This is a genomic window from Clostridium sp. HCS.1, from assembly GCF_047900555.1.
In the GTDB taxonomy this organism is placed as follows: Bacteria; Bacillota; Clostridia; order Clostridiales; family Clostridiaceae; genus Clostridium.
The window spans coordinates 3,198,274-3,222,691 of sequence record NZ_CP170704.1 but is presented as its reverse complement, the minus strand read 5'-3'; the positions used below and the strand labels follow the sequence as shown (position 1 = coordinate 3,222,691).

24 protein-coding genes are annotated in these 24,418 nt (G+C 28.1%); 17 read left to right on the top strand and 7 right to left on the bottom strand.

The window, feature by feature from the left end; translation table 11 throughout:
- Positions 1 to 99: 99 nt before the first annotated feature.
- Positions 100 to 1,410: an IS30 family transposase gene (locus tag ACFYH6_RS15410; protein WP_416180559.1), complete on the bottom strand. Its 1,311-nt coding sequence runs from the start codon at positions 1,408 to 1,410 to the stop codon at positions 100 to 102.
- A 431-nt stretch (positions 1,411 to 1,841) separates the two neighbouring features.
- On the opposite strand from ACFYH6_RS15410, the gene ACFYH6_RS15405 reads away from it, so the two are divergent.
- The 6 genes from ACFYH6_RS15405 (at position 1,842) to ACFYH6_RS15380 (ending at position 7,629) form a co-directional block, all read left to right on the top strand.
- Positions 1,842 to 2,252, top strand: coding sequence for a MarR family winged helix-turn-helix transcriptional regulator (locus ACFYH6_RS15405; protein ID WP_416180057.1), 411 nt, complete (start codon positions 1,842 to 1,844; stop codon positions 2,250 to 2,252).
- A 22-nt stretch (positions 2,253 to 2,274) separates the two neighbouring features.
- Positions 2,275 to 4,266, top strand: coding sequence for an MFS transporter (locus ACFYH6_RS15400; protein WP_416180058.1), 1,992 nt, complete (start codon positions 2,275 to 2,277; stop codon positions 4,264 to 4,266).
- 193 nt (positions 4,267 to 4,459) lie between these two features.
- Complete coding sequence (locus tag ACFYH6_RS15395) at positions 4,460 to 5,122, top strand: SEC59/DGK1/VTE5 family protein (protein ID WP_316343085.1); 663 nt, start codon at positions 4,460 to 4,462, stop codon at positions 5,120 to 5,122.
- 15 nt (positions 5,123 to 5,137) lie between these two features.
- Entirely contained in the window at positions 5,138 to 5,935 is a 798-nt protein-coding gene (locus ACFYH6_RS15390) for a DUF92 domain-containing protein (RefSeq protein ID WP_416180059.1), read from the top strand.
- 219 nt (positions 5,936 to 6,154) lie between these two features.
- A complete protein-coding gene (locus ACFYH6_RS15385) occupies positions 6,155 to 6,832 on the top strand; it encodes a DNA alkylation repair protein (RefSeq protein WP_416180060.1) in 678 nt (225 codons plus the stop codon).
- A gap of 230 nt (positions 6,833 to 7,062) precedes the next feature.
- A complete protein-coding gene (locus tag ACFYH6_RS15380) occupies positions 7,063 to 7,629 on the top strand; it encodes a DUF4256 domain-containing protein (protein WP_416180061.1) in 567 nt (188 codons plus the stop codon).
- A gap of 71 nt (positions 7,630 to 7,700) precedes the next feature.
- On the opposite strand, the gene ACFYH6_RS15375 is transcribed toward ACFYH6_RS15380, so the two are convergent.
- From ACFYH6_RS15375 to ACFYH6_RS15360, 4 genes are all read right to left on the bottom strand, one after another.
- The gene (locus ACFYH6_RS15375; protein WP_416180062.1) at positions 7,701 to 7,919 is read right to left on the bottom strand and encodes a DUF2922 domain-containing protein; all 219 of its coding nucleotides are present in this window, start codon (positions 7,917 to 7,919) and stop codon (positions 7,701 to 7,703) included.
- Between the two features lie 70 nt (positions 7,920 to 7,989).
- Complete coding sequence (locus tag ACFYH6_RS15370; RefSeq protein WP_416180063.1) at positions 7,990 to 8,214, bottom strand: DUF1659 domain-containing protein; 225 nt, start codon at positions 8,212 to 8,214, stop codon at positions 7,990 to 7,992.
- A 195-nt stretch (positions 8,215 to 8,409) separates the two neighbouring features.
- Positions 8,410 to 9,180, bottom strand: a complete 771-nt coding sequence (locus tag ACFYH6_RS15365) for a nucleoside phosphorylase (RefSeq protein ID WP_416180064.1) — start codon at positions 9,178 to 9,180, stop codon at positions 8,410 to 8,412.
- Between the two features lie 161 nt (positions 9,181 to 9,341).
- On the bottom strand, positions 9,342 to 10,373 hold the full coding sequence (locus tag ACFYH6_RS15360; protein ID WP_416180065.1) for a conserved phage C-terminal domain-containing protein: 1,032 nt from the start codon (positions 10,371 to 10,373) through the stop codon (positions 9,342 to 9,344).
- Positions 10,374 to 10,568: 195 nt separating this feature from the next.
- Between ACFYH6_RS15360 and ACFYH6_RS15355 the strand changes: the two genes are divergently transcribed.
- From ACFYH6_RS15355 to ACFYH6_RS15345, 3 genes are all read left to right on the top strand, one after another.
- Positions 10,569 to 11,006 carry an HI0074 family nucleotidyltransferase substrate-binding subunit gene (locus tag ACFYH6_RS15355; RefSeq protein ID WP_416180066.1) on the top strand — a complete coding sequence of 146 codons (438 nt, stop codon included), beginning with the start codon at positions 10,569 to 10,571 and terminating at the stop codon, positions 11,004 to 11,006.
- Position 11,007: 1 nt separating this feature from the next.
- On the top strand, positions 11,008 to 11,202 hold the full coding sequence (locus ACFYH6_RS15350; protein ID WP_416180067.1) for a nucleotidyltransferase domain-containing protein: 195 nt from the start codon (positions 11,008 to 11,010) through the stop codon (positions 11,200 to 11,202).
- Between the two features lie 468 nt (positions 11,203 to 11,670).
- Complete coding sequence (locus ACFYH6_RS15345) at positions 11,671 to 12,000, top strand: hypothetical protein (protein ID WP_416180068.1); 330 nt, start codon at positions 11,671 to 11,673, stop codon at positions 11,998 to 12,000.
- Positions 12,001 to 12,150: 150 nt separating this feature from the next.
- Here the strand turns inward: ACFYH6_RS15345 and ACFYH6_RS15340 are convergent, their stop codons facing one another.
- Positions 12,151 to 13,053: an ADP-ribosylglycohydrolase family protein gene (locus ACFYH6_RS15340; protein WP_416180069.1), complete on the bottom strand. Its 903-nt coding sequence runs from the start codon at positions 13,051 to 13,053 to the stop codon at positions 12,151 to 12,153.
- 204 nt (positions 13,054 to 13,257) lie between these two features.
- Here ACFYH6_RS15340 and ACFYH6_RS15335 point away from each other — a divergent pair, with 204 nt between their 5' ends.
- The 4 genes from ACFYH6_RS15335 to ACFYH6_RS15320 all read left to right on the top strand — a co-directional run bounded on the left by ACFYH6_RS15335 (position 13,258) and on the right by ACFYH6_RS15320 (position 19,638).
- The gene (locus tag ACFYH6_RS15335) at positions 13,258 to 14,058 is read left to right on the top strand and encodes a MerR family transcriptional regulator (RefSeq protein ID WP_416180070.1); all 801 of its coding nucleotides are present in this window, start codon (positions 13,258 to 13,260) and stop codon (positions 14,056 to 14,058) included.
- 339 nt (positions 14,059 to 14,397) lie between these two features.
- Complete coding sequence (locus ACFYH6_RS15330; protein ID WP_416180071.1) at positions 14,398 to 15,561, top strand: hypothetical protein; 1,164 nt, start codon at positions 14,398 to 14,400, stop codon at positions 15,559 to 15,561.
- Between the two features lie 300 nt (positions 15,562 to 15,861).
- On the top strand, positions 15,862 to 18,762 hold the full coding sequence (locus tag ACFYH6_RS15325; RefSeq protein WP_416180072.1) for a Cna B-type domain-containing protein: 2,901 nt from the start codon (positions 15,862 to 15,864) through the stop codon (positions 18,760 to 18,762).
- A gap of 201 nt (positions 18,763 to 18,963) precedes the next feature.
- Positions 18,964 to 19,638: a CPBP family intramembrane glutamic endopeptidase gene (locus ACFYH6_RS15320; RefSeq protein WP_416180073.1), complete on the top strand. Its 675-nt coding sequence runs from the start codon at positions 18,964 to 18,966 to the stop codon at positions 19,636 to 19,638.
- Positions 19,639 to 19,695: 57 nt separating this feature from the next.
- On the opposite strand, the gene ACFYH6_RS15315 is transcribed toward ACFYH6_RS15320, so the two are convergent.
- Entirely contained in the window at positions 19,696 to 20,361 is a 666-nt protein-coding gene (locus ACFYH6_RS15315) for a cyclic nucleotide-binding domain-containing protein (RefSeq protein ID WP_416180074.1), read from the bottom strand.
- A gap of 262 nt (positions 20,362 to 20,623) precedes the next feature.
- Between ACFYH6_RS15315 and ACFYH6_RS15310 the strand changes: the two genes are divergently transcribed.
- The 4 genes from ACFYH6_RS15310 (at position 20,624) to ACFYH6_RS15295 (ending at position 24,417) form a co-directional block, all read left to right on the top strand.
- Positions 20,624 to 21,691: a BMP family ABC transporter substrate-binding protein gene (locus ACFYH6_RS15310; RefSeq protein ID WP_416180075.1), complete on the top strand. Its 1,068-nt coding sequence runs from the start codon at positions 20,624 to 20,626 to the stop codon at positions 21,689 to 21,691.
- Positions 21,692 to 21,827: 136 nt separating this feature from the next.
- Positions 21,828 to 22,325: an ATP-binding cassette domain-containing protein gene (locus tag ACFYH6_RS15305; RefSeq protein WP_416180076.1), complete on the top strand. Its 498-nt coding sequence runs from the start codon at positions 21,828 to 21,830 to the stop codon at positions 22,323 to 22,325.
- A 42-nt stretch (positions 22,326 to 22,367) separates the two neighbouring features.
- Complete coding sequence (locus ACFYH6_RS15300) at positions 22,368 to 23,336, top strand: ATP-binding cassette domain-containing protein (RefSeq protein ID WP_416180077.1); 969 nt, start codon at positions 22,368 to 22,370, stop codon at positions 23,334 to 23,336.
- Positions 23,326 to 24,417 carry an ABC transporter permease gene (locus tag ACFYH6_RS15295; RefSeq protein ID WP_416180078.1) on the top strand — a complete coding sequence of 364 codons (1,092 nt, stop codon included), beginning with the start codon at positions 23,326 to 23,328 and terminating at the stop codon, positions 24,415 to 24,417. The genes ACFYH6_RS15300 and ACFYH6_RS15295 overlap by 11 nt, the downstream gene beginning before the upstream one ends.
- The last annotated feature ends 1 nt before the right edge of the window (position 24,418 follow it).

The window sequence follows — 24,418 nt, the reverse complement described above, 5'->3', positions numbered from 1 at the left end:
TTATTAAGCCTACGGAAATCGGCTTGCAAAACTAAGTTCCGTTTGCTTGATTTTTGCATGATTAAGTTCCGTTGATACTTGCCCTAGATTTTTGATATCTTATTTTTTAAAAAGTGCAGGTTTTAGATGTATTTCATCTGCTGGTATAGGTTTTAATGATAGCTTGTCTAACAATGAATTATCTAATAACATTTGAGCTAGTCTGAATGGTGTATTTCCGTTTAAGCTAGCTCTTGCTGTACTATTAATATGATTCATCATCAAAGTAATATCTTCTTGAGTACGATTGTTTAATGATATTCCTTTAGGTATTATGTACCTTATGTACTCGTGATTCTTTTCTACGTGCGGCTTCTGATAAGAAGCCATGGGATTACAGTAGAAAATTTTGGTCCTCTGATTTCCTTTAGCATCTAATTCTAAATCTTTAGGATTCTTAAATTCAGAACCATTATCTGTTAATATAATAGGGAAATGATTCTTAAATACTTCATGCCCTAATACTTCATATAACTTATCTATAACTTCTTTTACAGCTAGCTCGCTACAACTATCAATTATAAACGCTAGCATTAAGGCACAATTTCTAAAAATAAAAGTTATAAGAACTTTGCCACTTCGTGTGCCGTGAACGGTGTCCATTTCTACTATAGGTATATTTGGATTCTCTTCAGTGAATTTAACAAAATCAACAAATGTTCTTCCAATTCTATAATTAGATTCTTTAATGACAGGAGGTGTAGATTTTTTTCGGGGTTTATACTTAACTTTTCTAGGTAAATCAATATTTCTAGCTGTAAAAGCATTTTTATCAAAATAATTATATAAAGTTCTTTCACAACAATTTATTTCTTTCCTATGATGAGTAAAAATATGAAATAAAGATTGCCCTTTAAAAATTAATGGAGAGATAACATCATCTATATTTTTCAATTCTTTTGAGGTTATATTAAGGCCTTCCCTAGATGATATTAATAGTTCTTTATACTTTGTATCTGCAATTTTAGATTTATAATACTGCTTTTCTGCCGTACACGTAGTAGCAGTGTTACAGCCGTTACAAACATATGGATAGCGATCAAGTTTAAAACATTTCTTAGCTGAAAAATCAGTGCATGCTCTGTAGCAGTTTATGAATCTACATTTCTTACATTGCTTTCCGCAGTTACTATTACATAAGTTTGTCTTAGTGCAACTTCTTCGATGTTGGCACGGTTGTATATCATTTTCCTTTTTCTTACTTACTTTAAGAAATCTATTTCTTTTAATTTCCTTAGATATAGTAGTTGGATCCTTTTTTAATCTTTCGGCAATTTCTTTTAATGGGTAATTTTGATCTAATCCATATTCAATTATAATTCGATCTTCAATCCTAAGGTGCTTTCCCTTGCATAAATTATTGTTTGACATAATTAATCCTCCCAATATGCTAAGGACAAATATCAAATTAATTATATCAAAGACTTTGCAAAACTAACTTCTGTTTAAGTAAAAAAACGGAAGTTACTTTTTCAATTTACATGAGAATTGCAAATAATGGTGAACATAGAGTAAAATAATTGATTTTAAAGTAAAAATAACTAATAGTGTAAATTAAAGGAGTAATGGTGATTAATCATTACTCCTTTTATAATTAAAAATTTTAGGTTAAAAAATGATAACCTATATAATATTATAATAGTTTGTTAAAACTAGGATTTTTTAAAGAATATTAAGGAAGAATAGGTGAAAAATGGCATTGTAATTTAAAAATCAAAGGATTACTATAGAATAGTGGCATTAGTCAACAGTTGTAAATAACAACATTTAAATTATATTATTAACACAAATGGAGGAATGATATGGATAACTTAGAAGTTATAGTACGATATTGGAGAAACTTTACTGAGAAGAGATTAAAAGAATTTGATTTGACCTTTGGGGAACAGATTATCATTATATTTTTATCAAAAAATGAAAATGTGAACCAAGAGACCATTTCAAAAAGATACATGATTGATAAAGGAATGGTAGCTAAAACCTTAACTAGGCTTGAAGATAAAGACTTTGTACTTAGAGAGAGGAATCCTGAGAATAAGAGAGAAAATATTATTTCACTTACAGAAAAAAGTTTATATATTATGAATGATATAAATACTATATTTGATGATTGGAATAAGATTCTTTATGGAGAAATGAGTAAGGCGGATATTGAGTGTGTGAAAAGACTTACAGGTAAAATGGTAGAAAATGTTGCCAAATATTTAGATTAGAAATTGAAAGGGGAAAGGGTTTATGAGGGTAAAAGAGAAAAAATTGAACTTAGGATTAATTATGGCTGTATATTTATTAGGGATATTTATGGGAGCTATAGATACTGGGATAGTAACACCTGCAAGAACTATAATCCAAAATGACCTAATGGTAAATGATAATACAGGAATATGGATGATTACTATTTATACTCTTGCATATGCAGCAAGTATTCCTATTATGGGTAAGTTAGCTGATAAATACGGAAGAAAATATGTTTACTTAACAAGTATATCTTTATTTGGTATTGGCTCTTTATTCTGTGGTTTATCACAAAATTTAGGAAGTTTTTCTGTATTACTAATTTCAAGAGTTGTTCAAGCCATTGGTGGAGGTGGAATTCTTCCTATTGCAACAGCTGAATTCGGTACCACATTCCCAAAAGAAAAAAGAGGACTTGCACTTGGATTAGTAGGTGGAGTTTATGGAATTGCTAACATTTTTGGAGCATCTGCTGGGAGTGCAATTATAGATATATTTGGTCAAAACAATTGGCAATTTATATTTTATATTAATGTTCCAATAACAATATTTATATTAATATCAGGCTTTATGACTCTTCCAAATACTAAGATGACAGATGTTAAAAAGATTGATTACTTTGGAATTACAACATTAACTTTAATGGTACTTTCTATTTTATATGGACTTAAAAATATTGATTATTTTAATTTTAAAAATACCTTCTTAAGTACATCTGTTTATCCTTTCTTAATAATATTTGTAGTTTTACTACCAATATTTATATTAATAGAAAAGAAAGCAGAAGACCCAGTACTTAATATTTCATATTTCAAAAATATTAGGATTATAATTACATTCTTTATTGCTTTTATAACAGGAATTATTATTATGGGAATGATATTTGTTCCTCAATTCTCTGAAAATTCTTTGAAAATAGCTTCAGGTAGTGGTGGTTATTTTGTTATTATTTTAGGGGTATTTGCAGGCATTGGAGCACCATTCTCAGGAAAATTAATTGATAAATATGGGGCTAAGATTGTACTTGGTACTGGATTTGTTGCTTCTATACTAGGATCTTTATATATTATATTTTACGCTACAAACAATCCAAGCTTAATTTCAATAGTAATATGTTTAATTTTACTAGGAACAGGAATAGGCTTTACTATGGGAACACCAATAAATTATATGATGTTAGATAACACTAAAGTTGAAGAATCAAATTCAGCATTAGCAGCTGTTTCATTAATTAGATCTATTGGAACTGCTATTGCTCCTGCAATAATGATAGGATTTATTTCCCATGCTGGAATGGCAGTACAAGATAATATAATGACTCTTATTCCAAATGAAGTTCATGTACCTAAGCTTCCATATGCAGAGGAACTTACAGAACAATTAGATCAATTAAAAGAAAATCCTTCTATGGCAGAAAAGCTTAAAGGAATAGATATACCAGATTTAGCATCAATGGAAACAATAAAATTTGATATGAATAGTAAGAGCGATAATTTCCAATTACCAGAAGAAATAATTGAAATGTTACAATCTTCTGATGTTACAACAATTACTGACAATACAAAGAAAATGGCAGAGTATATGTTCTCACAAATGACACCTTCAGTAATTGCTAAGATAAATGGTGGTATTGATTCTGGAATAACTGGTATTAGTGATTCTATAACACAATTAACAGAAGCAATAAATAAAATGCCACCTATTCCAACTATGAAGCCAACGATAGATAAGATGAATGCTGGAAAAGTTCAAATGGAAGATACATTAGTAAAAATGAAGGCATTAAAAGAAGCTGTTCCAACTGCATTTGAAACTGGGAAAAATAATTATTTAACTGAAATTGAAAATATTAGGGGTACAATTGAAAATGAATTCCAAACTACACTAAATAAGGGCTTCCAAGAAGTTTATGCAACAGTTGCTATTGCTTCATTATTAGCTATGGTTGTTCTTATGTTGTATAAAGAAGAGAAGAAAGTTACAACTAATTAAAATATTCAGAGGCTAAATTATTAATAATAAAAACTAGTCAAATACTAAAAAAATATTGACTAGTTTTTTTATGTTTTAATTATATCTAGAAATTTACTCCTATAATTAGTTATAGTTTCATTATTCCATACTATTTTATTTAAAAGAGATATAATATTAGATATAATATATACATTAATTAAAGGAGGTGTTTTTGATTAATATTGTTGGAATAATTGTTTCTATAGTATTTATATTTGGAATAATCGGGATTTCATCTGTACTAAATAAATTAAATATATTAGCTAATGAAGATAGCAGAAAATTTATTCATGTAGGGGTAGCTAACTGGTGGATTGTGGCAATGATTTTCTTTAATAATAATATTTATGCCTCTATTGTACCTGCACTTTTTGTTATTATAAATTATATATCATACAAAAAGCAGATATTTAAGGCAATGGAAAGAGATGGATCTAAAAATGATTTAGGAACTGTATATTTTGCTTTATCTTTAATGATTTTAGCACTTATAACCTTTAAAAATACTGAATTTTCTTATATTGGTGCTTTAGGTATATTAGTTATGGGCTATGGTGATGGCTTTGCTGCTATAATAGGAGTTAAATATGGAAAGCATAAATTTAAAGTATTGGGAAATAACAAAAGTCTTGAAGGAAGCTTAGCTATGTTCTTATTCTCCTTTGTAGTTTCTTTAGTTATACTTTATATTTTTAATCCAGTAAATATACTTTTATATAGCTTAATATTAGCTGTAGTAAGTACAGTTTTAGAAGTTTTTTCTCCTTATGGATTAGATAACTTAACAGTACCTTTAGGTACATCATTACTATATTATTTATCTATTATTTTATAAGTTAGGAGGTAGAATATGTTAGACTTTTTAGTTGGGCTAACCTTTTCCTTTTTAATAGCATTTGTTGCCTATAAAAAAGCCTCGTTGAATAAGAGTGGCTGTCTGGCTGCTACAGTGCTTGGAACAGGGATATATTATTTTGGGGGATTATGGTTTTCTATTATAATGATTTCATTTTTTGTATCTTCTAGTATTTTAACAAAATTTAAAAATAATAATAAAGAAAGCTTAGACAAATTAAATGAAAAGGGTGGAAACCGTGATTATATGCAAGTATTTGCTAATGGAGGAGTAGGACTTATAATTTCAGTCTTATATTATTTTTATCAAAGTCCAGTATTTTTATTAGCTTATGCTGTTTCCTTTGCAGAAGCTACTGCAGATACTTGGGCTTCAGAAGTTGGGGTATTAAGTAAAAGTAAGCCAATAAATATATTAAACTTCAAGCCTTTAGAAAAAGGTATGTCAGGTGGTATTAGTATATTAGGCACAACCTTTGCCTTCCTAGGAGCTTCATTTATTGCCAGTATATATTTTATAGCTTCTTTTATTACATATAGAGATATAAAGCAAAGCTTAATTTATTCTATACTTTGCCTTGTTATGGGCTTTATTGGTTCAATAGTTGATAGTATATTAGGTGCATCTGTACAAGCTCAATATTATTGTGAAGACTTAAAGACTATTACAGAAAAGAAAGAGTACAAAGAAAAACCTAATAAGCTTATTAAAGGAATTTCATTTATAAATAATGATGTAGTGAATCTCACTAGTAATATAATTTCTACATTAATAGTATTATTGATAGTTTAGTTTTATATTAAATTTTAACTCCAAGTAGAAAGCAATGATGCTCCTACTTGGAGTTTTATTTTATTACTTTAAGATATTAATTGCTATGCAAGGGCTTTTTGTAAGGAATATGATAAGCTATACTTAAAATAAGTAGAATTTAATATAATAGCTTGCATGACTTCAATAGTAAAAGAGGATTTAAGAGATAATGAAATTTATTATAGGAGGTATATAGAAATGGATAAATATAATGAAATAAAAGTACTATTTGAGAAAAATAAAAATGAAGAAAATGCAGAGAAAATGTCTGCCTATATGAGAAATATTTTTCCCTTCTATGGTATTCCTACACCAAAGAGAAAAGCATTTTATAAAGATTTATTAAAAGCTGAGAAAAAGACAAAGAAAATAGATTGGGACTTTCTAGATAAATGCTGGGAAGATGAACATAGAGAGTTTCAATATGTTGCCATAGATTATCTTTTAGCAATGCAAAAATTTATCACCTTTGATGATATTCCTCATATAAAAAAATATATTAAGACAAAGCAGTGGTGGGATTCAATTGATAACTTTGATGGCATTGTGGGAAATATTGCATTTGTTGATAATAGAATTAATGATTTAATGCTAGAGTGGTCTAAAGATGAAGATTTTTGGCTACGTCGATTAGCCATAGATCATCAATTAGGTCGTAAGGATAAAACTGATAAGGAATTACTAGAGAAGATACTGACTAATAATTTTGGAAGTAATGAATTCTTTATTAATAAGGCTATAGGTTGGAGCCTTCGAGATTACTCAAAAGTAAATCCAGAATGGGTAAAAGCATTTATTGAAAAATATAAGGATAAAATGGATAAGCTGAGTATTAAGGAAGCTAGCAAATATATTAAAAAAAATAATGAGATATAAATAAAAATAAATTAAAAAAAATAATAATGTCCGAAATAAAAATATCAACTATAAGTAAATATAGAAATTAGATAGTAATGCTATGGAGCAAATCAAATATACATTATATTGACCAGATAAAATCCATTTGATACAATTATAAAAAGAAGTTTGATAATCAAAATTCTTTTATTTAACTCTGATAAGATAATAAAGATTAGTCTAAAGAGATTATATGAGGAGATTTTATTATGGAAGATAAAGCAAGAAGCCTGTCATCTAAAGAACAAGAAGAAATACTTGAAATCTTAAAAGTACGTTTTAATAAAAATATAAATCTACACAAATATATTGAATGGGATAAAGTACAAGAAAAATTACAAAATAATATTGAAAAGTTGTGGTCTCTTAATGAAATGGAAGTAACAGGTGGTGAGCCGGATGTTATTGGTTATGATAAGGATACTGATGAGTATATTTTTTATGACTGCTCAGCAGAAAGTCCTAAAGGTCGTAGAAGCCTTTGCTATGATGGTGAAGCATTAGAAAAAAGAAAACAAAATAAACCACAAGGTACTGCAATTGATATGGCATCAGATATGGGAATTGAAATTTTAACAGAAGAGCAGTATAGAGCTTTACAGAAGCTTGGAGCTTTTGATATTAAAACATCAAGTTGGGTAAAAACACCTGATAATATTAGAAGTAAGGGTGGCGCAATTTTTTGTGATCGTCGCTATGATACTGTGTTTACATATCATAATGGAGCTGACTCCTATTATTCTTCAAGAGGATTCCGTGGATCACTAAGAGTTTAAACTTTATTTTAAATATAATATATATTATAAAAAAATAGGGAGCTACATTTATAGCTCCCTAGGTTTATATATTAAAATTTAACTTCAGTGGTATCTTTAACAACTATTTGAGCAGCTTGCTTTTCAACTAAGTCTCCAGCTGCAGTTTTAATAAGCTTTTTATTTAGAATAGTATCCATAAGGGCTACTACAGCAGAATTATCAACATTTTCCTTTATATCTTTAACAGCAACTGTGTGCTTTTTACCAGCTTCATCTTTAAAACTCATACTTGCAGTTCTTGTAATCATAGAACATCCTCCCTTCTTTATAGGTAATGGTTAATAACTAATAGTGAATAAATAAAGTAACTAATAAGTGTTAACCTCTAGTTACTATATAAGTTTGTTCTTTTTTTATAGTAGTAATATCGTGTTCTAATATTCCTCCTATAGCATCAGACATTGCAATTAAATCTTCATCTGTTGCAGTAGCTGAAATGTTCTTAAAGCTTTGGCCCTTAAAAACATCATTTCCTTTAGAATCAACTCCAATTTGATAGCTTACGCCTAAAGCATTTCCAACTAATACTGAACTTGCTGCCATAATTATCACCTCCTCATATCTTATATACGAAGGTTAAATACTATTTTGAAAATATTAGAAAAATATTTTTAATTAATTCTCTATTTCAAATTATTGTTGATATTGGACAAATAAAAAATGGACATTGATTGTCCACTTTTGCTTTATAATATATTAAATTTTTTATTTCAATCTATTTATAAAATTATAAGTTAATTATTTATCACCAATACATAAGGCTAATTCCATAGCAAGTGTAGCAATCCTATCTTTTTGTAATGGATTAAAATTATTTGATAAACTTCTTTCATCCCACTTTTCAGAATCTAAATTATCTGCTGCGTAGAAAAAGTGAAATATATCTTTTTCTCTAAATTGTGAAAGAGCAGCAATTGCTGAACATTCCATATCTACACAGATACATCCTTGTGCTTTTCTTAAATTAACCTTATTACGAGTTTCTCTATACATTGCATCTGTAGTCCATACTTTTCCTATATGGTATTTTAGTTTATAGTTGTCCAGTATATTTGTAAATATATCTATATATTTAGGATTTACAGCTATCTCATCTGAAGGTGGGGAATAATGAAAACTAGTTCCTTCATCTCTCATTGCCATATTAGGAATAATTATTGAACAATCCTCTATAGATGAGTCCAACACACCACAAGTTCCAAAAAGAATCAATTTTTCAGCACCCATTGCAAAAATATCTTCTATTACTGCAACACAACCTGGAGCACCAACATAAGACATAAACAAAGCTACTTCAAATCCATGATAATTTACTTTGTAAATAGGAATTTCCATATTTGCTATAGAAATTGAAGTGATTTTAACACCTTTAAGCTCCTTTACTAATCTATTAAATGTAGTTCTTGCAAAACATGATACTGCAACTTTAGGGAAAAAATCAATGGGCTTAATAATATCAGTTGCATTAATTACAGCAACTTTATTTTCATCAAATTCTTCAAGTATCATAAAATACCTCCTTATTAAATATATTTTTATTTATATAATGCTAAATATAACTTTAAATAGAACTTAATATAATTTTTAATTAATGGGTATTTTTATTATATATTAAATATAAATTATGTTATATAAAAATATAAATTTTCATTATTCAAATAGGGAAGCTATTAGTCCCATCCTAAAAGCTTCTTTTCAAGATCAGCATAATCATAGTCTCGTCCCTTAAAGTTATGGAATCTTAGACTTTTATTGCTTTTATAATTATTTTTAGGCTCATAGGAATTATTGCTATTAGTACTTGAAGTAGCAGGGACATTTTGATTTAAATACATTTCAAACTTATCACCAAATAGAGTAAAAGGAGTTAAGTATTGCTCAAATAAAGTTCCCTTCCAAGCTTTAACCTTTTTATCGATAACAGTTTTAAAGTCATCAACAGTAAAGCCATCTTTAAGCTTAGACTTAACTAAATTAATAGTTTTAGAATTAGTAGCTTTATACATAGCACCAGCTTTTAAATTTAAATAATTTATAATATTATTTATTTTTTTTTTTATATTATTATATATATTGTTTAATTTAGTAGATGAATTATTTAATAGATGGTTATTTGTTGAACATTTCTCTGCACAACCTTTATTCATATTTACATACACAGGCTCTTCATTTTTATGCTCAATGTGTTCTAAATCACTAAAATTATAATAAGCTTCTTCATTATTTTGCATAGTATCTTCATTAGTATTAAGAGCCTTATTAAATGTATCATTAATAATAGTGTTATTAGTAACACTATTATATTTAACTATATCTATATTGTTTTCTTTATTCTTATTGCTGCTTGTATAATTATCCTTATCATTATTGTCATTAACATATAATAACTCCTTGTACTTTTCTCCTAAGGCATAATAAGAGAAGGTACCACCTTCCTTTTTAGTATAATGAGCTAAAATCCCTAAATCCTTTAGCTTAAGCATTCTCATCATAATAGATCTCTTTCCTAGTCCTAAGAAAGGAAGTTCATCTTCAATATTCTTATAGCTTATCCAATAATATTTAACTCCTTCTATAACTTCATAATTCATTTTTCCACTTTCCATAAAGTCATCAAAATATCTAAGGATAGCTAAATCCTTAACATCTAAATCAAACTCCATAATTTTCTTTACTGAATACCCTAAAAATGAAAATTTCATATTAATTACCTCCAAAAAATATTTCTTAAATACCCTGTCATAAAATAAGTACCCAGTTTTAAGAGAAATTGAGAAAAATAATTTTAAAATAATTAAGTTTAATTTTAACGTTTAAAGTAAATAAGTTATTAATATCTGTGAGAAATTAAAAAAAGATGTTATTATAAATTTGATTTAGAAATTAGGAGTGATTAAATGAGTGGTATATTAGACAAGTATGATGAATCCATTAAACTCACTTATAATTACACATATAAAATACTTATGCGATTAAAAAATATAATAGAAAACTATAGAAGATTAGAAAATACAGATGAGATAACTTTAGAAGTATATAGAGATTCCATAATAAAAAAGTATGAAACCTTAGAATATTTAACATGTAAGTTATTATCTAAAATATTTAAAGCTGATGGAATAGATATAAATAGCCCTAGAGGATGTTATAAACATGCATTTAAAGAAGGATTAATAGAAGACATTATTGTTTGGAATGATATATTACTTGCAAGGAATTCAACAGCTCATATATATAATGAAGAGGATTATGAAGAAATAAAAAATAATATAATTGAAAGATATATAGATGCTATAGAAGAACTTTTAAATAAAATATCAGTGGAGAAATTATAATATGTATGGAATAGAAGAGAAGATATATAAAAACTTAATTTCATATTTTAATAATAATAAATATATACAAAAAGTAGTTTTGTTTGGATCAAGATTAAAAGGAAACTATAAATATAATTCAGATATAGATCTATGTATATTATGTGATAAAAAATATAAGGGAACTATAGCAGAAGAATTAGATGAGATTGTATGAATATATTCTGTAGATTTAGTTTTTTTAGATAGTATGAATGATGAAATAAAGACACAAATAGAGAAATATGGTATAGAAATTTATAATAATATAATAAAAAAATATGATATGAATACTTATATTATGGTGGACTGACACCTGAAAAACCTAAAAGATTTGCATGATTTAATGCATGCCGTTGGCAGACAACAGAAAAATCAGTTTACTTTAAAAGGGAGAGCTATCTCTCTCTTTTTTTGTTTTCGAATAAATTTATATGACTTTTCAGGAGAGATAATAATTTAATATAAAATTACAAAAATACAGCAAAAGATTTAGAAAATTGAAAAAAGGTGTTAAAATAATTATAAATAGATAATATTAACTTTTTTTCATCAATTTAGAGATGTGTTTATATTAGATTTTATTAAATAATTTCGTTGGATAGGCTAATTGTTACTAAATAGAATAAGAAAGGAGGAAATAACTATGCCTTGGAATTACGCAGAATTATCAAAAATGGCAAAAGAAAATGGCGGACCAGAAAAATTTGTAGAAATACTTATAAACTCTGGTAAAAAACAAATGATACCATGGCTAGGTGTAGCAATGGCTGTAGGTGTGGCTTCAACTCTTGGTATTCAGAAAGTTGTTAAATATTTTTCCAAAAAGAAAGCAATGTCAGATGAAGCTGTAGAGGCAGCTAAGCAAGAACTAATTCAAGGTATCAAAGAATATGATGCCGCTCAAGAGACTATTGAAGAAAAAGTCGAGATAGATGAAGATGATATTAATCAAGGAGAATTTGAGAAATTATAAGGACTAACTAAAAAGGCTCCTCATCACAAGTGATAATTTTAGTGATGAGGAGTTGCTTTTTTAATAAGAATCTAGGAAATAAAATTATATAGTAAAAGTTGTAATCAAGTAAATGAAAAATTGCTTTAATGAAATTTTTAAATTCAATAATTATCCATTTATTTTGAATTTTTCACAAAAGTCATTAACAACCATAACTATAATATCATCACAATTAGTTTTTTCAGTAACAGCATTAACAAATAATCCTACTAAGTTGCCAAAAACAGCTCCAGTTGAATCACTATCACCCTTATGGTGTATTGCTAATTTTATAGCTTTATTTAAATCCTTTGTTTTTTCATAAAATAAAGCTGAATAAACTGCAATTGCTAAACATTCTTCTGCAACCCATCCTTCTCCTAAAGAATCATAGGGACTTTTATCAGGATTATTTAATAAATATAAAGCAGATTCTAATAATTTTATTATTTCTTCAGTATTTTCAATTTCTTTAAGATATTGAATTCCTCTCTTTGTAGCTTCTTCAATTGATATATTTTCCTTTATAATAAGATTAATCATAAAGGCAAAAATACCAGAGCTAACTGCAGAATAATAATGATCATGAGTTATTAACGAATCCCTATAAGCTTTTTCATAAGCTTTTACAGAATCACAATTTAACATTCCATAGGGAGCACTTCTAATTAAGGCTCCATTGCCTTTTGAGTCATTTTTTTCTCTTTCATTGTTATAATAGAGTTCTTCTAATGAGGATAAGCATGTAAGTCCAGGAGCCATTTGTTTATGCATTCTGTTATCTTTATAAAACCAGCATATTGGGTCCTTTATATCATTTCCATATGACTGTGTGCAATACCATTCTATAAGTGCTTCTTTAACATTTCCTTGATTTAAGCCTTCCATTACAAATAATGTCATTTGAGTATCATCTGTAATTTCATAATCATCATATATTACATTATCAAAGTCCTTAGTTTTAAATTCCAGGGGCTCACCTAAAGCATCACAAAGAGCTCCCATTTTAATGCTATTCATAATTCTATCCATAACAAATTCACCCCAAATCTTATATAAATTAATTATAATTTAATGATAGTTTATTAATTTTCCTAAGTCAAAATAAAGAGAAAATATTATTAAAAAGTTATAATTTTACATTATAATTAGAAGTAAAGATATTAATTTTAAGAAGAAAATCTATTGACTCTTCCCTTAGAGGAGGGAGTATTGTTAATTTAAGGAGATGATATTATGTATAGGATTGGTGAGTTTTCTACTTTAGCTAAAACAACAATTAAAACATTAAGATATTATGAAAAAGAAAAGCTTCTAATTCCAGCCTTTGTTGATGATAATGGCTATAGATATTATGAAGCAATTCAACTTAAGGAGCTAGCCAAGATTATTTCCTTAAGACAAATTGGCTTATCAATTCATGAAATTAAGGAAGTATTAGAAGGCAAATTACTTGAAGATATTTTAATGTCTAGAAAAGAAAAGGTAGAAGAAGAACTAAGAAATTGCAAATATCAATTATCCAAAATTAATTATTTATTGGAGGGAAGAGATATGAGTTACGAGGTGATTTTAAAGGAATTACCAGACTACACAGTGTATTATAAGGAAGGGATAATAGAAGAATACAGTAAATTAACAGAGTTTATTTTAAGTAGTGGAAAGGAATGTTTAAAAACTAATCCTGATATTAAGTGCATTAAGCCAGATTACTGTTATATAAATTATCTTGATGGAGAATATAAAGAAAAAGACATTAAAATAAGATATGCACAAGCTGTAGAAAAAGAAGGTACACCTAGTGAAACAATTAAGTTTATGAAACTTAATAAAGTTGAAGCTGTTTGTATATATCATAAAGGATCCTATGATTTATTACCTGATGCTTATAGTTTTATAATGAAATATATTGAGGAAAATGGTTATGAAATAGTAGAAAGTCCAAGGGAAAGATATATTGATGGTATTTGGAATAAAGAAAATATAGATGAATGGCTTACAGAAATACAAGTTCCTGTTAGAAAAAAATTAAAATAATAAAGGAAGTATTATACTTAGTTAATTTAGATTTTTCAATTATTTATTTAGAGCTATAGAATCAAATTTTTTAATATAAAAGAGTTAAACAATATAAATGTTTAGCTCTTTTTATTGTGTGTTCAGCATGAGCAACAAGTTGAATGTGAAAACAAAGTCTAATACCCCAAAAAAACTTAAGAGCATATGTAGATATATATTTAAACTATCAGAAGTTAGCAGAAATCATAGTAACTCTGTTAATCATTATAGCAGATGAAGTACTGAACTTTAATGAGGTTTTGAAATATGATAATATTTACTAGTATAAATTTCGTTAATAATTAGGAGGAAAATATTATGCCACTGGATTGGGCTCAGAAAAAATACTTAACACATTCTTTTTTAAGAAATAGAAATAGAAGCTTTCCATTTGAATCAGGCAAGTATAAATTTTTAGATACAACAGGAGCGTATCCAGGATTTAAGGAGAAAAAAAGTTCGGAAGTTTTTATGTGCAGTTGTTGTAAAGAACCACTGTCGAGGGATATAGATAAGTTAAATATTATGTTAGAAAAGGATAGACAATATAAAGCATCTAAGGGAGATCAAGCTTACAAGTATGGAGGAAATTTAGATATTGTAGGATCTTTTGCTGGATTAATACCAAAGGCTGTATTTAAGGCAATAGACTTTGAAATTCTAAGAAAGTTTAGACTAAATGGTCATATAGAAAAAAAATTTTTATTTGAAAATATTAAATTTGATTATAGAATTTGTAGACTTTGTAAAGTAGAAGATGGGGAAAGTAAATCCTTATCCTTAGATGAATTTAATGAATTTAAATCAATATATGCACATCAGGTTATGAATGAACTAAATGCTTATTCAACTTTTTCTGCTTGTAGAAAACTTAGCTATTGTGTTCAAGAATATGAGCTAACAGAAAGAGGAGAGGTGTATTCAAAGAAAAAACATTTAGATATAGATGAAATAAAAAAAGTTATTCCACTAGATGAAGAAGAATGGGGATATAGTAGGTTTTGGATAGGAAAAACTAATGTAAAAAATCCAGAAAGTAATTTTGAAGATATTAATTTATTAATGAAGCGTAGATTAAATTATGGTAAAGCATTAGGAAAGTGGAAAAGAGAAGAAGAATTATACCACCTAATTAGAAAAACTTATAAAAAATATAATGTAATATACCAATATAGACCTCAATTTCTATACAATTCATATTCTAAGGGACAACAAAGTATAGATATATTTATAGAAGATCTTAATATAGGTATAGAGTATCAAGGAAAGCAACATTATCAGGCAGTTGAAATGTTTGGTGGTACTAAGGGATTACTTGAAACTCAAAGAAGAGATAAAGAAAAATTGGATAAATGTACATCTAATGGGATAAAGATAGTTTATGTAAAATATGATGAAAAAATAGATTCGAAAATGATAAAGGAAAAAATTAATGAAGCTATAAAGAATAGTATTATTATTCAAAATGTTTGTGTTAGATAATGCATATAGTAACAATTAAAGTCTTTTAAAGAAAAATCTTTAAGGGGCTTTTTTAATTTAAAAGAAACTTATTAGAATATTTATGAAAGATATTAAGAGAAGCTGGGAGTTATATTTTTCATATTTATATCATGCTTTAAAGTATGAAAAAAGCGTGCTAAATTCTAAAAAAAGTGTAAATAAAATGTATAATTATAAAAAGAATATAGATTCGAATTAATTTAAATATTGTGAAAATTATGTTATAATAAGTTTGTTAAAGTTTCTATATTTTTGAAAATGAGGAAGGAGAAGAGAAGTATGAAACGAAAAAGCAATTATAAAAAATTGTTGTCTTTTCTTTTAGTATTTGCTCTGATGCTACCTACAAGTATGACAACATTGGCAGCACCGGATGAAGGTATGGCAGAAATTACAGCTAATACAAAAGATGAGAGCAGTAATGTTGATACTACAAAAGAGAATGAAGAAACAATAGTAACAAATGATTCATCTGGAAATAAAAATGAATTAATATCAGATGAAACAAAATACAATGAGAATAATACAACAAATACAACATTGAAAACACCAGATGAAAGTGCAGTAGAAAATACAGCAGTTATAAAAGATGAAGGTATCAATGTTGATGAAGCAAAAGAAAATGAAGAAACAATTATAACAGATGATTCATCTGAAAATGAAGTAACACTAGATGAAGAAAAAGATGATAAAAATAATACAACAGATGAAGCTGAAAATAAAACTAAATTAAAGGCATCTTCTAAAGTAAAAGCTAAATCAGTAGAAGAGGACCTAAAGAATGGAATAAATGTTATCACCCAAAGTGTAAGTGGAAAAACATTTAATATCGATGATGGTAAATGTGTAAATATTAATGGACCTTCATCAGAGAAGTCAATTGAATTCACTAACTGCGTTTTTAATCTTTCTGCTAAGAATTATTTTATGAGAATTGAGGGAGTTGATTTAGCTACAAAAGTATATGTAAGTGGTAATGTAATCTTTAATAATTGTATTTTTAATATTGATAGTGTTAAGGAGGCTGGAGCTGGAGGTAATGATGCTGCTATTTATTTAACAGGTGATAGAAACAATATTACATTTAATAACAGTAGTATTACAAGTAAAGACGCTAAGTGTCAAGTAGTTGGTTTATACGGATCAGCAAATGTAACTTTTAATGATAGTAATATTTCTACTATTGGTACTACTGCTCTTTGGAGTTATGCCATGTATGGCGAAAGTGTTCTTAATTTGAATAAGTCAACTATGAGTGCAACAGGAATGAATAGAATTCCAGGCCATAATGTTAATGCAATTTATTCTGGAGATAAAAGGACTAACTACGATGCCATTTACATTAATAATTCTACAATTGATTTTAGTGATAATGATGGTGGAGGATTTGCAATTAATAAGATTAACATTCATGTTTATAATAATTCAAAGATTAATGTAAACAACAATGCAGGGAATGCTAGTAACTCTGGTGTTTGGTATGTCAATGATTCTGAAATCACAATGAATGGCAATAAAGGTCATGGTTTCTCACACATTGGTGATGAAATGACAAATACAAAATTAACACTTAAGCATAATGGATATGCAGGTTACTACCTTCAATCAACTGATGCATATTACACAAACTGTGAAGTAGATATACGTTGTAATGGTGAAAGATTATTAAGCTATTCTGCTGGTGATGTATGGTTGAATGGTCATACAGCAACATTTAATAATTGTCCATATGTATGGTTAGGTGCTGTAGGTCGTAAAGGTCAAGTTGTAGCAGAAAATTGTCCATATTTTGTTGCCTACGACTTATTTGAAAATAAGACAAAAGAAAACACAGCTCCAGTATTAGAAGGAGTTACATTAAGTGAACAAGATAAACATATTTTATTCTTAAACCCAAGTAAAGATTTTGATTATGCTCGTGGGGATACAGAAGGAAAAACAGGAAATAGCAATGATGACGATTTATTTAATGATATAGCTAAAGAAACTGTTATTGGAAAAGGGACTGCAAAGATTGGAACACTTACAACAGCTCAATTGTCACACCACAAGTATGATTGGACAAATGGTACAGTAACAGATAAAGCTACTCCAGATACATTTGGAGTTAAGGCTTATGAATGTGTAGATTCTTGTGCTGAACATAAGGAATGGACAGGCTCTCATACTAGTAGCTTTGATTGTACTGGAACTTATGTATATGCACCTCTTGTAGGATTAACTTTTGATAGTAATGCTGGTGATGATGAAGTTAATAATATGCCAGAAGCTCAAGCAACTATTAATTATGAAGATACTGCTATAGAACCAAATCAAGTACCAGAGCGTGTAAGCAAAGATAATGTTAATTATGCTTTTACAGGTTGGTATACTGATAAAGAATGTACAAAGAAATTTGATTTTTCTACTAAGTTAACTAATAACTGGACAACACTTTATGCAGGATGGAAAGAACTAACAAGTGTCTCTGTAACAAAAGTATGGGATGATGAAAATAATCAAGATGGAAAACGTCCAGATAGTGTTACAATTACATTATTAGCTAATGGGGAAGAAACAAATAATACAATAACATTAAATGCTGACAACAACTGGGAAGGAATTTTTGCTGGATTAGATAAGTATGCTGATGGAAAAGAAATTCTATATACAGTAAAAGAAATAGAATTAGAAGGATATACTAGCAAGGTTACTGGAGATGCAGAAAATGGATTTGTAATTACGAATACTCATACTCCAGAAAAATTAGGAAAAGTATCTGTAACAAAAGTATGGGATGATGAAAATGATAAAGATGGAAAACGTCCAGAAACTGTTACAATTACGTTATTAGCTAATGGAAAAGAAACAAATCATACAATAACATTAAATGCTGATAATAAATGGCAAGGAACTTTTACTGGATTAGATAAGTATGCTGATGGAAAAGAAATTCTATATACAGTGAAAGAAGTAAAAGTAGAAGGATATAGCAGTAAGATTACTGGAGATGTAGAGAAGGGATTTGTAATTACGAATACTCATACTCCAGAAAAAGTTGTGATTAATTCAGGAACAAAAGGAATAAGTACAATAAATACTGTAAAGACAGGGGATACTAGTAGCTTTGTATATTTAATTTTATTACTTATTGGATCAGTTACTGGAATTGGAGTATTAGGAATTCGTAGAAGAAAATAATATAGATTAGATGTATGTTGTTTTCAGAGTAATTATCACTATCTTATCTGAAAGCATATATTAAAATTCCATTTATAGTGCTGAGAATAGACTATAATTATTATAGTTTATTTTCAGTACTTTTTTTATAATAATGTGATGAGTAAGAGGCAAGGTTTTCTATACCATATGGTATAATAAGGAAAGTGAGGGAGGGCCTATATGTTAAAGAAGAAGAATACTATCATTTTAATTGTTTTAATAGGTTGTTTAATCATGGGATTTATAGATGCAGTTATTAGACCACAGTATCTAATAAAGTCCTTTATAAAAATTATACTTTTTTCCATAATGCCAATTGTATATTCAAAATATAATAATGAATTAAATTTATCCTCATTATTTAAAGTAAAGAGTAAGAAAGAAATAATTATAGCTCTTTTATCAGGAGTATCAGTATTTATTGTTATTTTAGGAGCATACTTCATAATTGGAAACTTCTTTGATTTTTCAAAGGTTGTATCTTCATTATCAGAAAATGTAGGTGTTAATAATAATAACTTTTTATTTGTGGCAATTTATATTTCCTTTATTAACTCTCTATTAGAGGAATTCTTTTTTAGAGGCTTTGCATTTTTAAAGTTAAAGGAAGTATCAACTAGGAAATTTGCTTATATTTTTAGTTCCTTAGCCTTTGCTTTGTATCATGTTGCTATGATGATGGGCTGGTTTGATATAAGTTTATTTTTATTAACTATAGTTGGATTATTTGTTGGAGGATTAATTTTTAATTACTTTAATGAAAAATATAAAAATATATATGTTACTTGGTTAATTCATATGTTTGCAAACTTTGCCATTAACTATATTGGATTTATGCTTTTTAGTATTATATAAATAAAGATCTCCTTAGCTTTATATTAATGTAAGTTAAGGAGATCTTTATATTTTGTATTAAGAGTTTGAGGAAATTTCTATAAAATAAGCTTCATCTAATATTTTGTAATATTTACCCTTCTTATCTAGTTTATTATTATTACAAAAAGAATTAAGTAATCTTAGTAGGTGCCTATAGCTGGTACATAAAAGCTCTGCACATTCTGTTAAGTTATAATGAAATATATTATCTTTAGAGGTTTTTAGTATAAAAGAAGCTAAACGACTTTCTAAGGAATCAAACATAGTAATGCAAGTATTACTATTCATATCGCTAAGTCTTTCAGCAAGACTCATACAGGTATATCTTAAAAATTTCACATCATTTAAAAGAGTTTCTCTATGTCTAATAAGAGATATACCTATACAATATCCATCTGTAGTAGCCTTAACTGAAGCTGTTGGTGCCTTATTCCATAGGCTACGGGCTTCACCTAGAATTTGTAATGAGTTAAAATGTGAAACAAACATTACCTTTCCAGAACTAGAATGAGAATAAACTTTCATTTTTCCACTTACTAAAAAAAACAAATAATCCGAACATTCACCTTCATTTATTAAAACATCACCTTTCTTAAAAGAAAAGAAGTCCATTTTACTAGTCATATCATTTGAAAATAATTCTAAAATATTACTTTCTAATAAAAATTTATTGAAAAGTGAGGTGTTTTCTATTCTTTCCATAAGTCCTCCACAACTATAGAAGTATTAACTATTTAGTATTAAATATTTTAGCATAGGAGTATTTATCATTCAAATAGTATTATTACAATCTAATAATGTAATAATTAAATAGGTATTAAAAAAATCTCTCTTAAAATACGAACATTTTTATCTTTAATAACAAAAATATATAGTTTTTTGCTGAAAATGTGACACAGGTCCTATTTTTAATGATAAATAGTTATTATAATAAAAAAGCAAGTTGAATACGGAGGATTAGATTATGAAAAAATTAATGAAAAAAATTACTATTTGTTTATTATTTATTATGTCAACTCTAGTTTTTGCAGGATGTTCTTCATCTAATAATTCAGCAGGTGGGGATAATCTTTCAAATGGAGATTATTCTAAATTAAGAGTAGCATTAATTTCAGATACAATTGGAACAGAACAATTTATACTTCAAGCTTATAATGCATTAAAAGATGCAGCTGATAAGTATGGATTTCAATGGACATCAATAGAATGTACAGATACAGCTGCTTGGGAAGAAAATACAAGAGCAGCATCAAATGAAGGTTATGATTTAATTATAGGTATTGGCTGGCAAGCAGCAGATCCATTTAGTGAAGCAGCAGATGAATTTGAAAATACTAAATATGCTGTAATAGATACAACAGCTTCTAATGATAAAGTAACAAGTATAGGATTTAATGAAGCAGAAGGAAGTTATGTACTTGGTACTATGATAGCAACAGCTTTCCCAAATGAAAGCTTATATGGATATGTATCTTCTTTCCAATCACAAGCTACATACAAATATAGATATGGTTTTTCAGAAGGTGTAAAATCTGTTAATCCAAATGCAAAGTTTATGTATAACTTTACTAATTCTTATAATGATACAAGCTTAGCATATGAATATGCATTACAACAAAAAGCAGCAGGAGCAAATTTCATATTTGGTGGAATTTCTGCTAGTGCAAATTCAGGTATATATCAAGCAGCTCTTGAATTAGAAAAGAAGGGTACACCTATCTACACTACTGGATTAAGTATTGACCAAACAACAGCTGATAATAAGCACATTGTTGGTGGATTAATAAAGAATACAGCAGCTTGTGTAAATACTGTAGTTGATGAATTCTTAGCTGGTGAATTAAAAGGTGGAGCTCAAATACTTGGATTAAAAGAAGGAGCTTTTGGTTTTGTTGGTGTTTCTCCAGAAGCTATGAATTACAGAAATACTGATATAATAACAGACGAAGTTCTTGCAATAGGAAAAGAAATAGCTGATAAGTTTATATCAGGAGAGCTTGCAATTGAAGTTCCAGAAGAATCTACAAGATAATAAAATTTTATTTTGTGAATAATTTAGGAGGTAAATATTATATGACCTTAGCTTAGATTAAAGTTACGGAATAAATAATATAATATTTATCTCCAGTTTTTTATGCTTAAAACCTTAGGAAAAGGAGTAGTTTAATATGCTTTTAGAAATGAAAGATATCGTTAAAAGATATGGAAATGTATTAGCTAATAATAAGATAAACATAAATCTTAATAAGGGTGAAATTCTTGCAATAGTAGGTGAGAATGGAGCTGGAAAATCTACAATTATGAAAATTCTATATGGATTAGAAAGACCAGATTCAGGTGAAATATATATTAATGGTAAAAAGATGGACTTCCATAATCCTTCAGATGCAATGGCACAAGGAATAGGAATGGTTCAACAACATTTCATGCTTTTTGACTCTATGACAATAGCAGAAAATATAGTTTATAAGAAGGAAATGAGAAAGGGAATTTTCTTTGATTATAAAAAAAGCATTGAAGTTGTAGAAGAGCTTTCTAAAAAGTATATGTTAAAGGTAGATCCTAAAGCTATTATAGAGGATTGCCCAGTTGGACTTCAACAACGTGTAGAGATTTTAAAAATACTATATCAAAATGCAGATATTATTATATTTGATGAACCATAAGCGGTTTTAACACCTCTTGAAGTAGAAGAGCTTTTAAAAACAATGAAGCAATTAGCTAGCCTTGGAAAAAGTATAATAATCATAACTCATAAGCTTAATGAAGTTATGGAAGTAGCTGATAGAGTTGTGGTAATGAGATCAGGGGAAGTAGTAGCAGAAAGACTTAAAAAGGATACTAATATTGATGAATTATCATGCCTAATGATAGGAAGACAAATATTAACTAGAGTTATTCCAGAAAAGGAAGTAAAGGAAAAAGTATTAAAAATAAAAGATTTAACTTTAAATGGTGAGCATAATAAGAAAACCCTAGATAAGGTTAACTTACATATAAATAAAGGCGAAATTGTTGGAATTGCAGGGGTATCAGGAAACGGACAGTCAGAGCTTATAAGATGTATAACAGGACTTACTCATGTGGATTCAGGGGAAGTTATACTTAATGAAAAAAATATTACAAATAAAAAGGTAATGGAAATTAGAGATGCGGGAATTGCTCATATTCCTGAAGATAGATATTACTGGGGAAGTGCTAAAGAAGCAACTTTATCTGAAAATGCTTTAATGGGCTTTGAGGATAAAAAGGAATTCTCAAAAAGAGGAATATTAAATATGAAAAAAGTTACAAGCCATGTAACAGAGTTAATATCTAAGTTCCTTGTAAAAGCTGATTCTCCAAATCAAAAGATTAAAGAACTTTCAGGTGGTAATGCCCAAAAGCTTATTGTAGCAAGAGAAATTTCTATGGAAACTCCACTTCTTATTGCCTGTGAACCAACTAGAGGTGTAGATATTGGAGCTATGGAATTTATTCATGACCAGCTTGTTGAAAAAAGAAACAATGGAGATAGCGTTTTATTAGTTTCTTCAGAACTAAGTGAAATAATGAGCTTAAGTGATAGAATTTATGTAATTTATGAGGGAGAAATAGTAGGAGAATTTAAAAGAGGAAGTATAGATGAGAAAAGACTTGGTCTTCTAATGGTAGGAGGTAAAACAAATGAAAATTAAAAATTCATTATCAAAAGATAAATTAAAAAATCTATTTGAGCCATTAAAGCACCCATTACAAGCTATAGTTGTAGGATTAATATTAGGAGGCTTAATTATAGCATTTTCAGGTTTTAATCCTTTTGAAGCAATTATAGGAATGTTTAAGGGTGGATTTGGTTCAGTTTATTATTTAACAACTACTTTAACAAGATCTGTTCCTATTATTTTTGCAGGTCTTGCAGGAGCTTTAGCATGGGGATCAGGTTACTCAAGTCTTGGAGCAGCAGGACAAATGGTTTTAGGTGCATTTACATCAGCTATAGTAGCAGCTAATTGCCCAGGACCAGCAGTGTTTGTTGTTATTGTAGCACTTGTTACAGGAGCTTTAGTAGGTATTTTATATTCAATACTTTCTGCTTTTTTAAGTGAGAGATTTAAATTAGATTTACTTATAATAACACTTATGCTTAATTATGTTGCAGATTATATTGCATCATATTTTACAACTTATGTGGTAAAGGACCCACTAGCAGTAGATTCTTCTGCTATTCAAACACAAAAATTAACAGATACAATATTACCAAAAATCTTTAAGGGATATTCTTTACATTGGGGATTTGTAATAGCTTTAATTACAGTATTAGTAATTTTATTTATTATGAAAAAGACAAGCTTTGGATATAAGGCTAAAATGGGAGGCTTAAATCCTAATTTTGCTAACTATGGTGGAGTTAATAGTACAAAGATGATGTATTATGTGCTAATTATAAGTGGTGCTATAGCAGGACTTGGTGGTGCATGTGAAGTTTTAGGCTCAAGATATCGTTATGTGGATTCTATGATAACATCTCCAGGATATGCGTGGACAGGTATTATAGCATCATTAATGTCTAGCAATCACCCAGTGGGAATTTTAGTTAGTTCTATATTCTTAGCAGGAATTACAACTGGTGGTAGCACTATTGAAAGAAGTATGGGGGTTCCATCAGAAGTAACTACTATAATACAAGGTATTATAACATTATTAATTACAGCAAAATTCGTAGCAAAATGGTATAAAAAGAAGAAAAATCTTTCAACTAAGGAAGGAGTTCAATAAA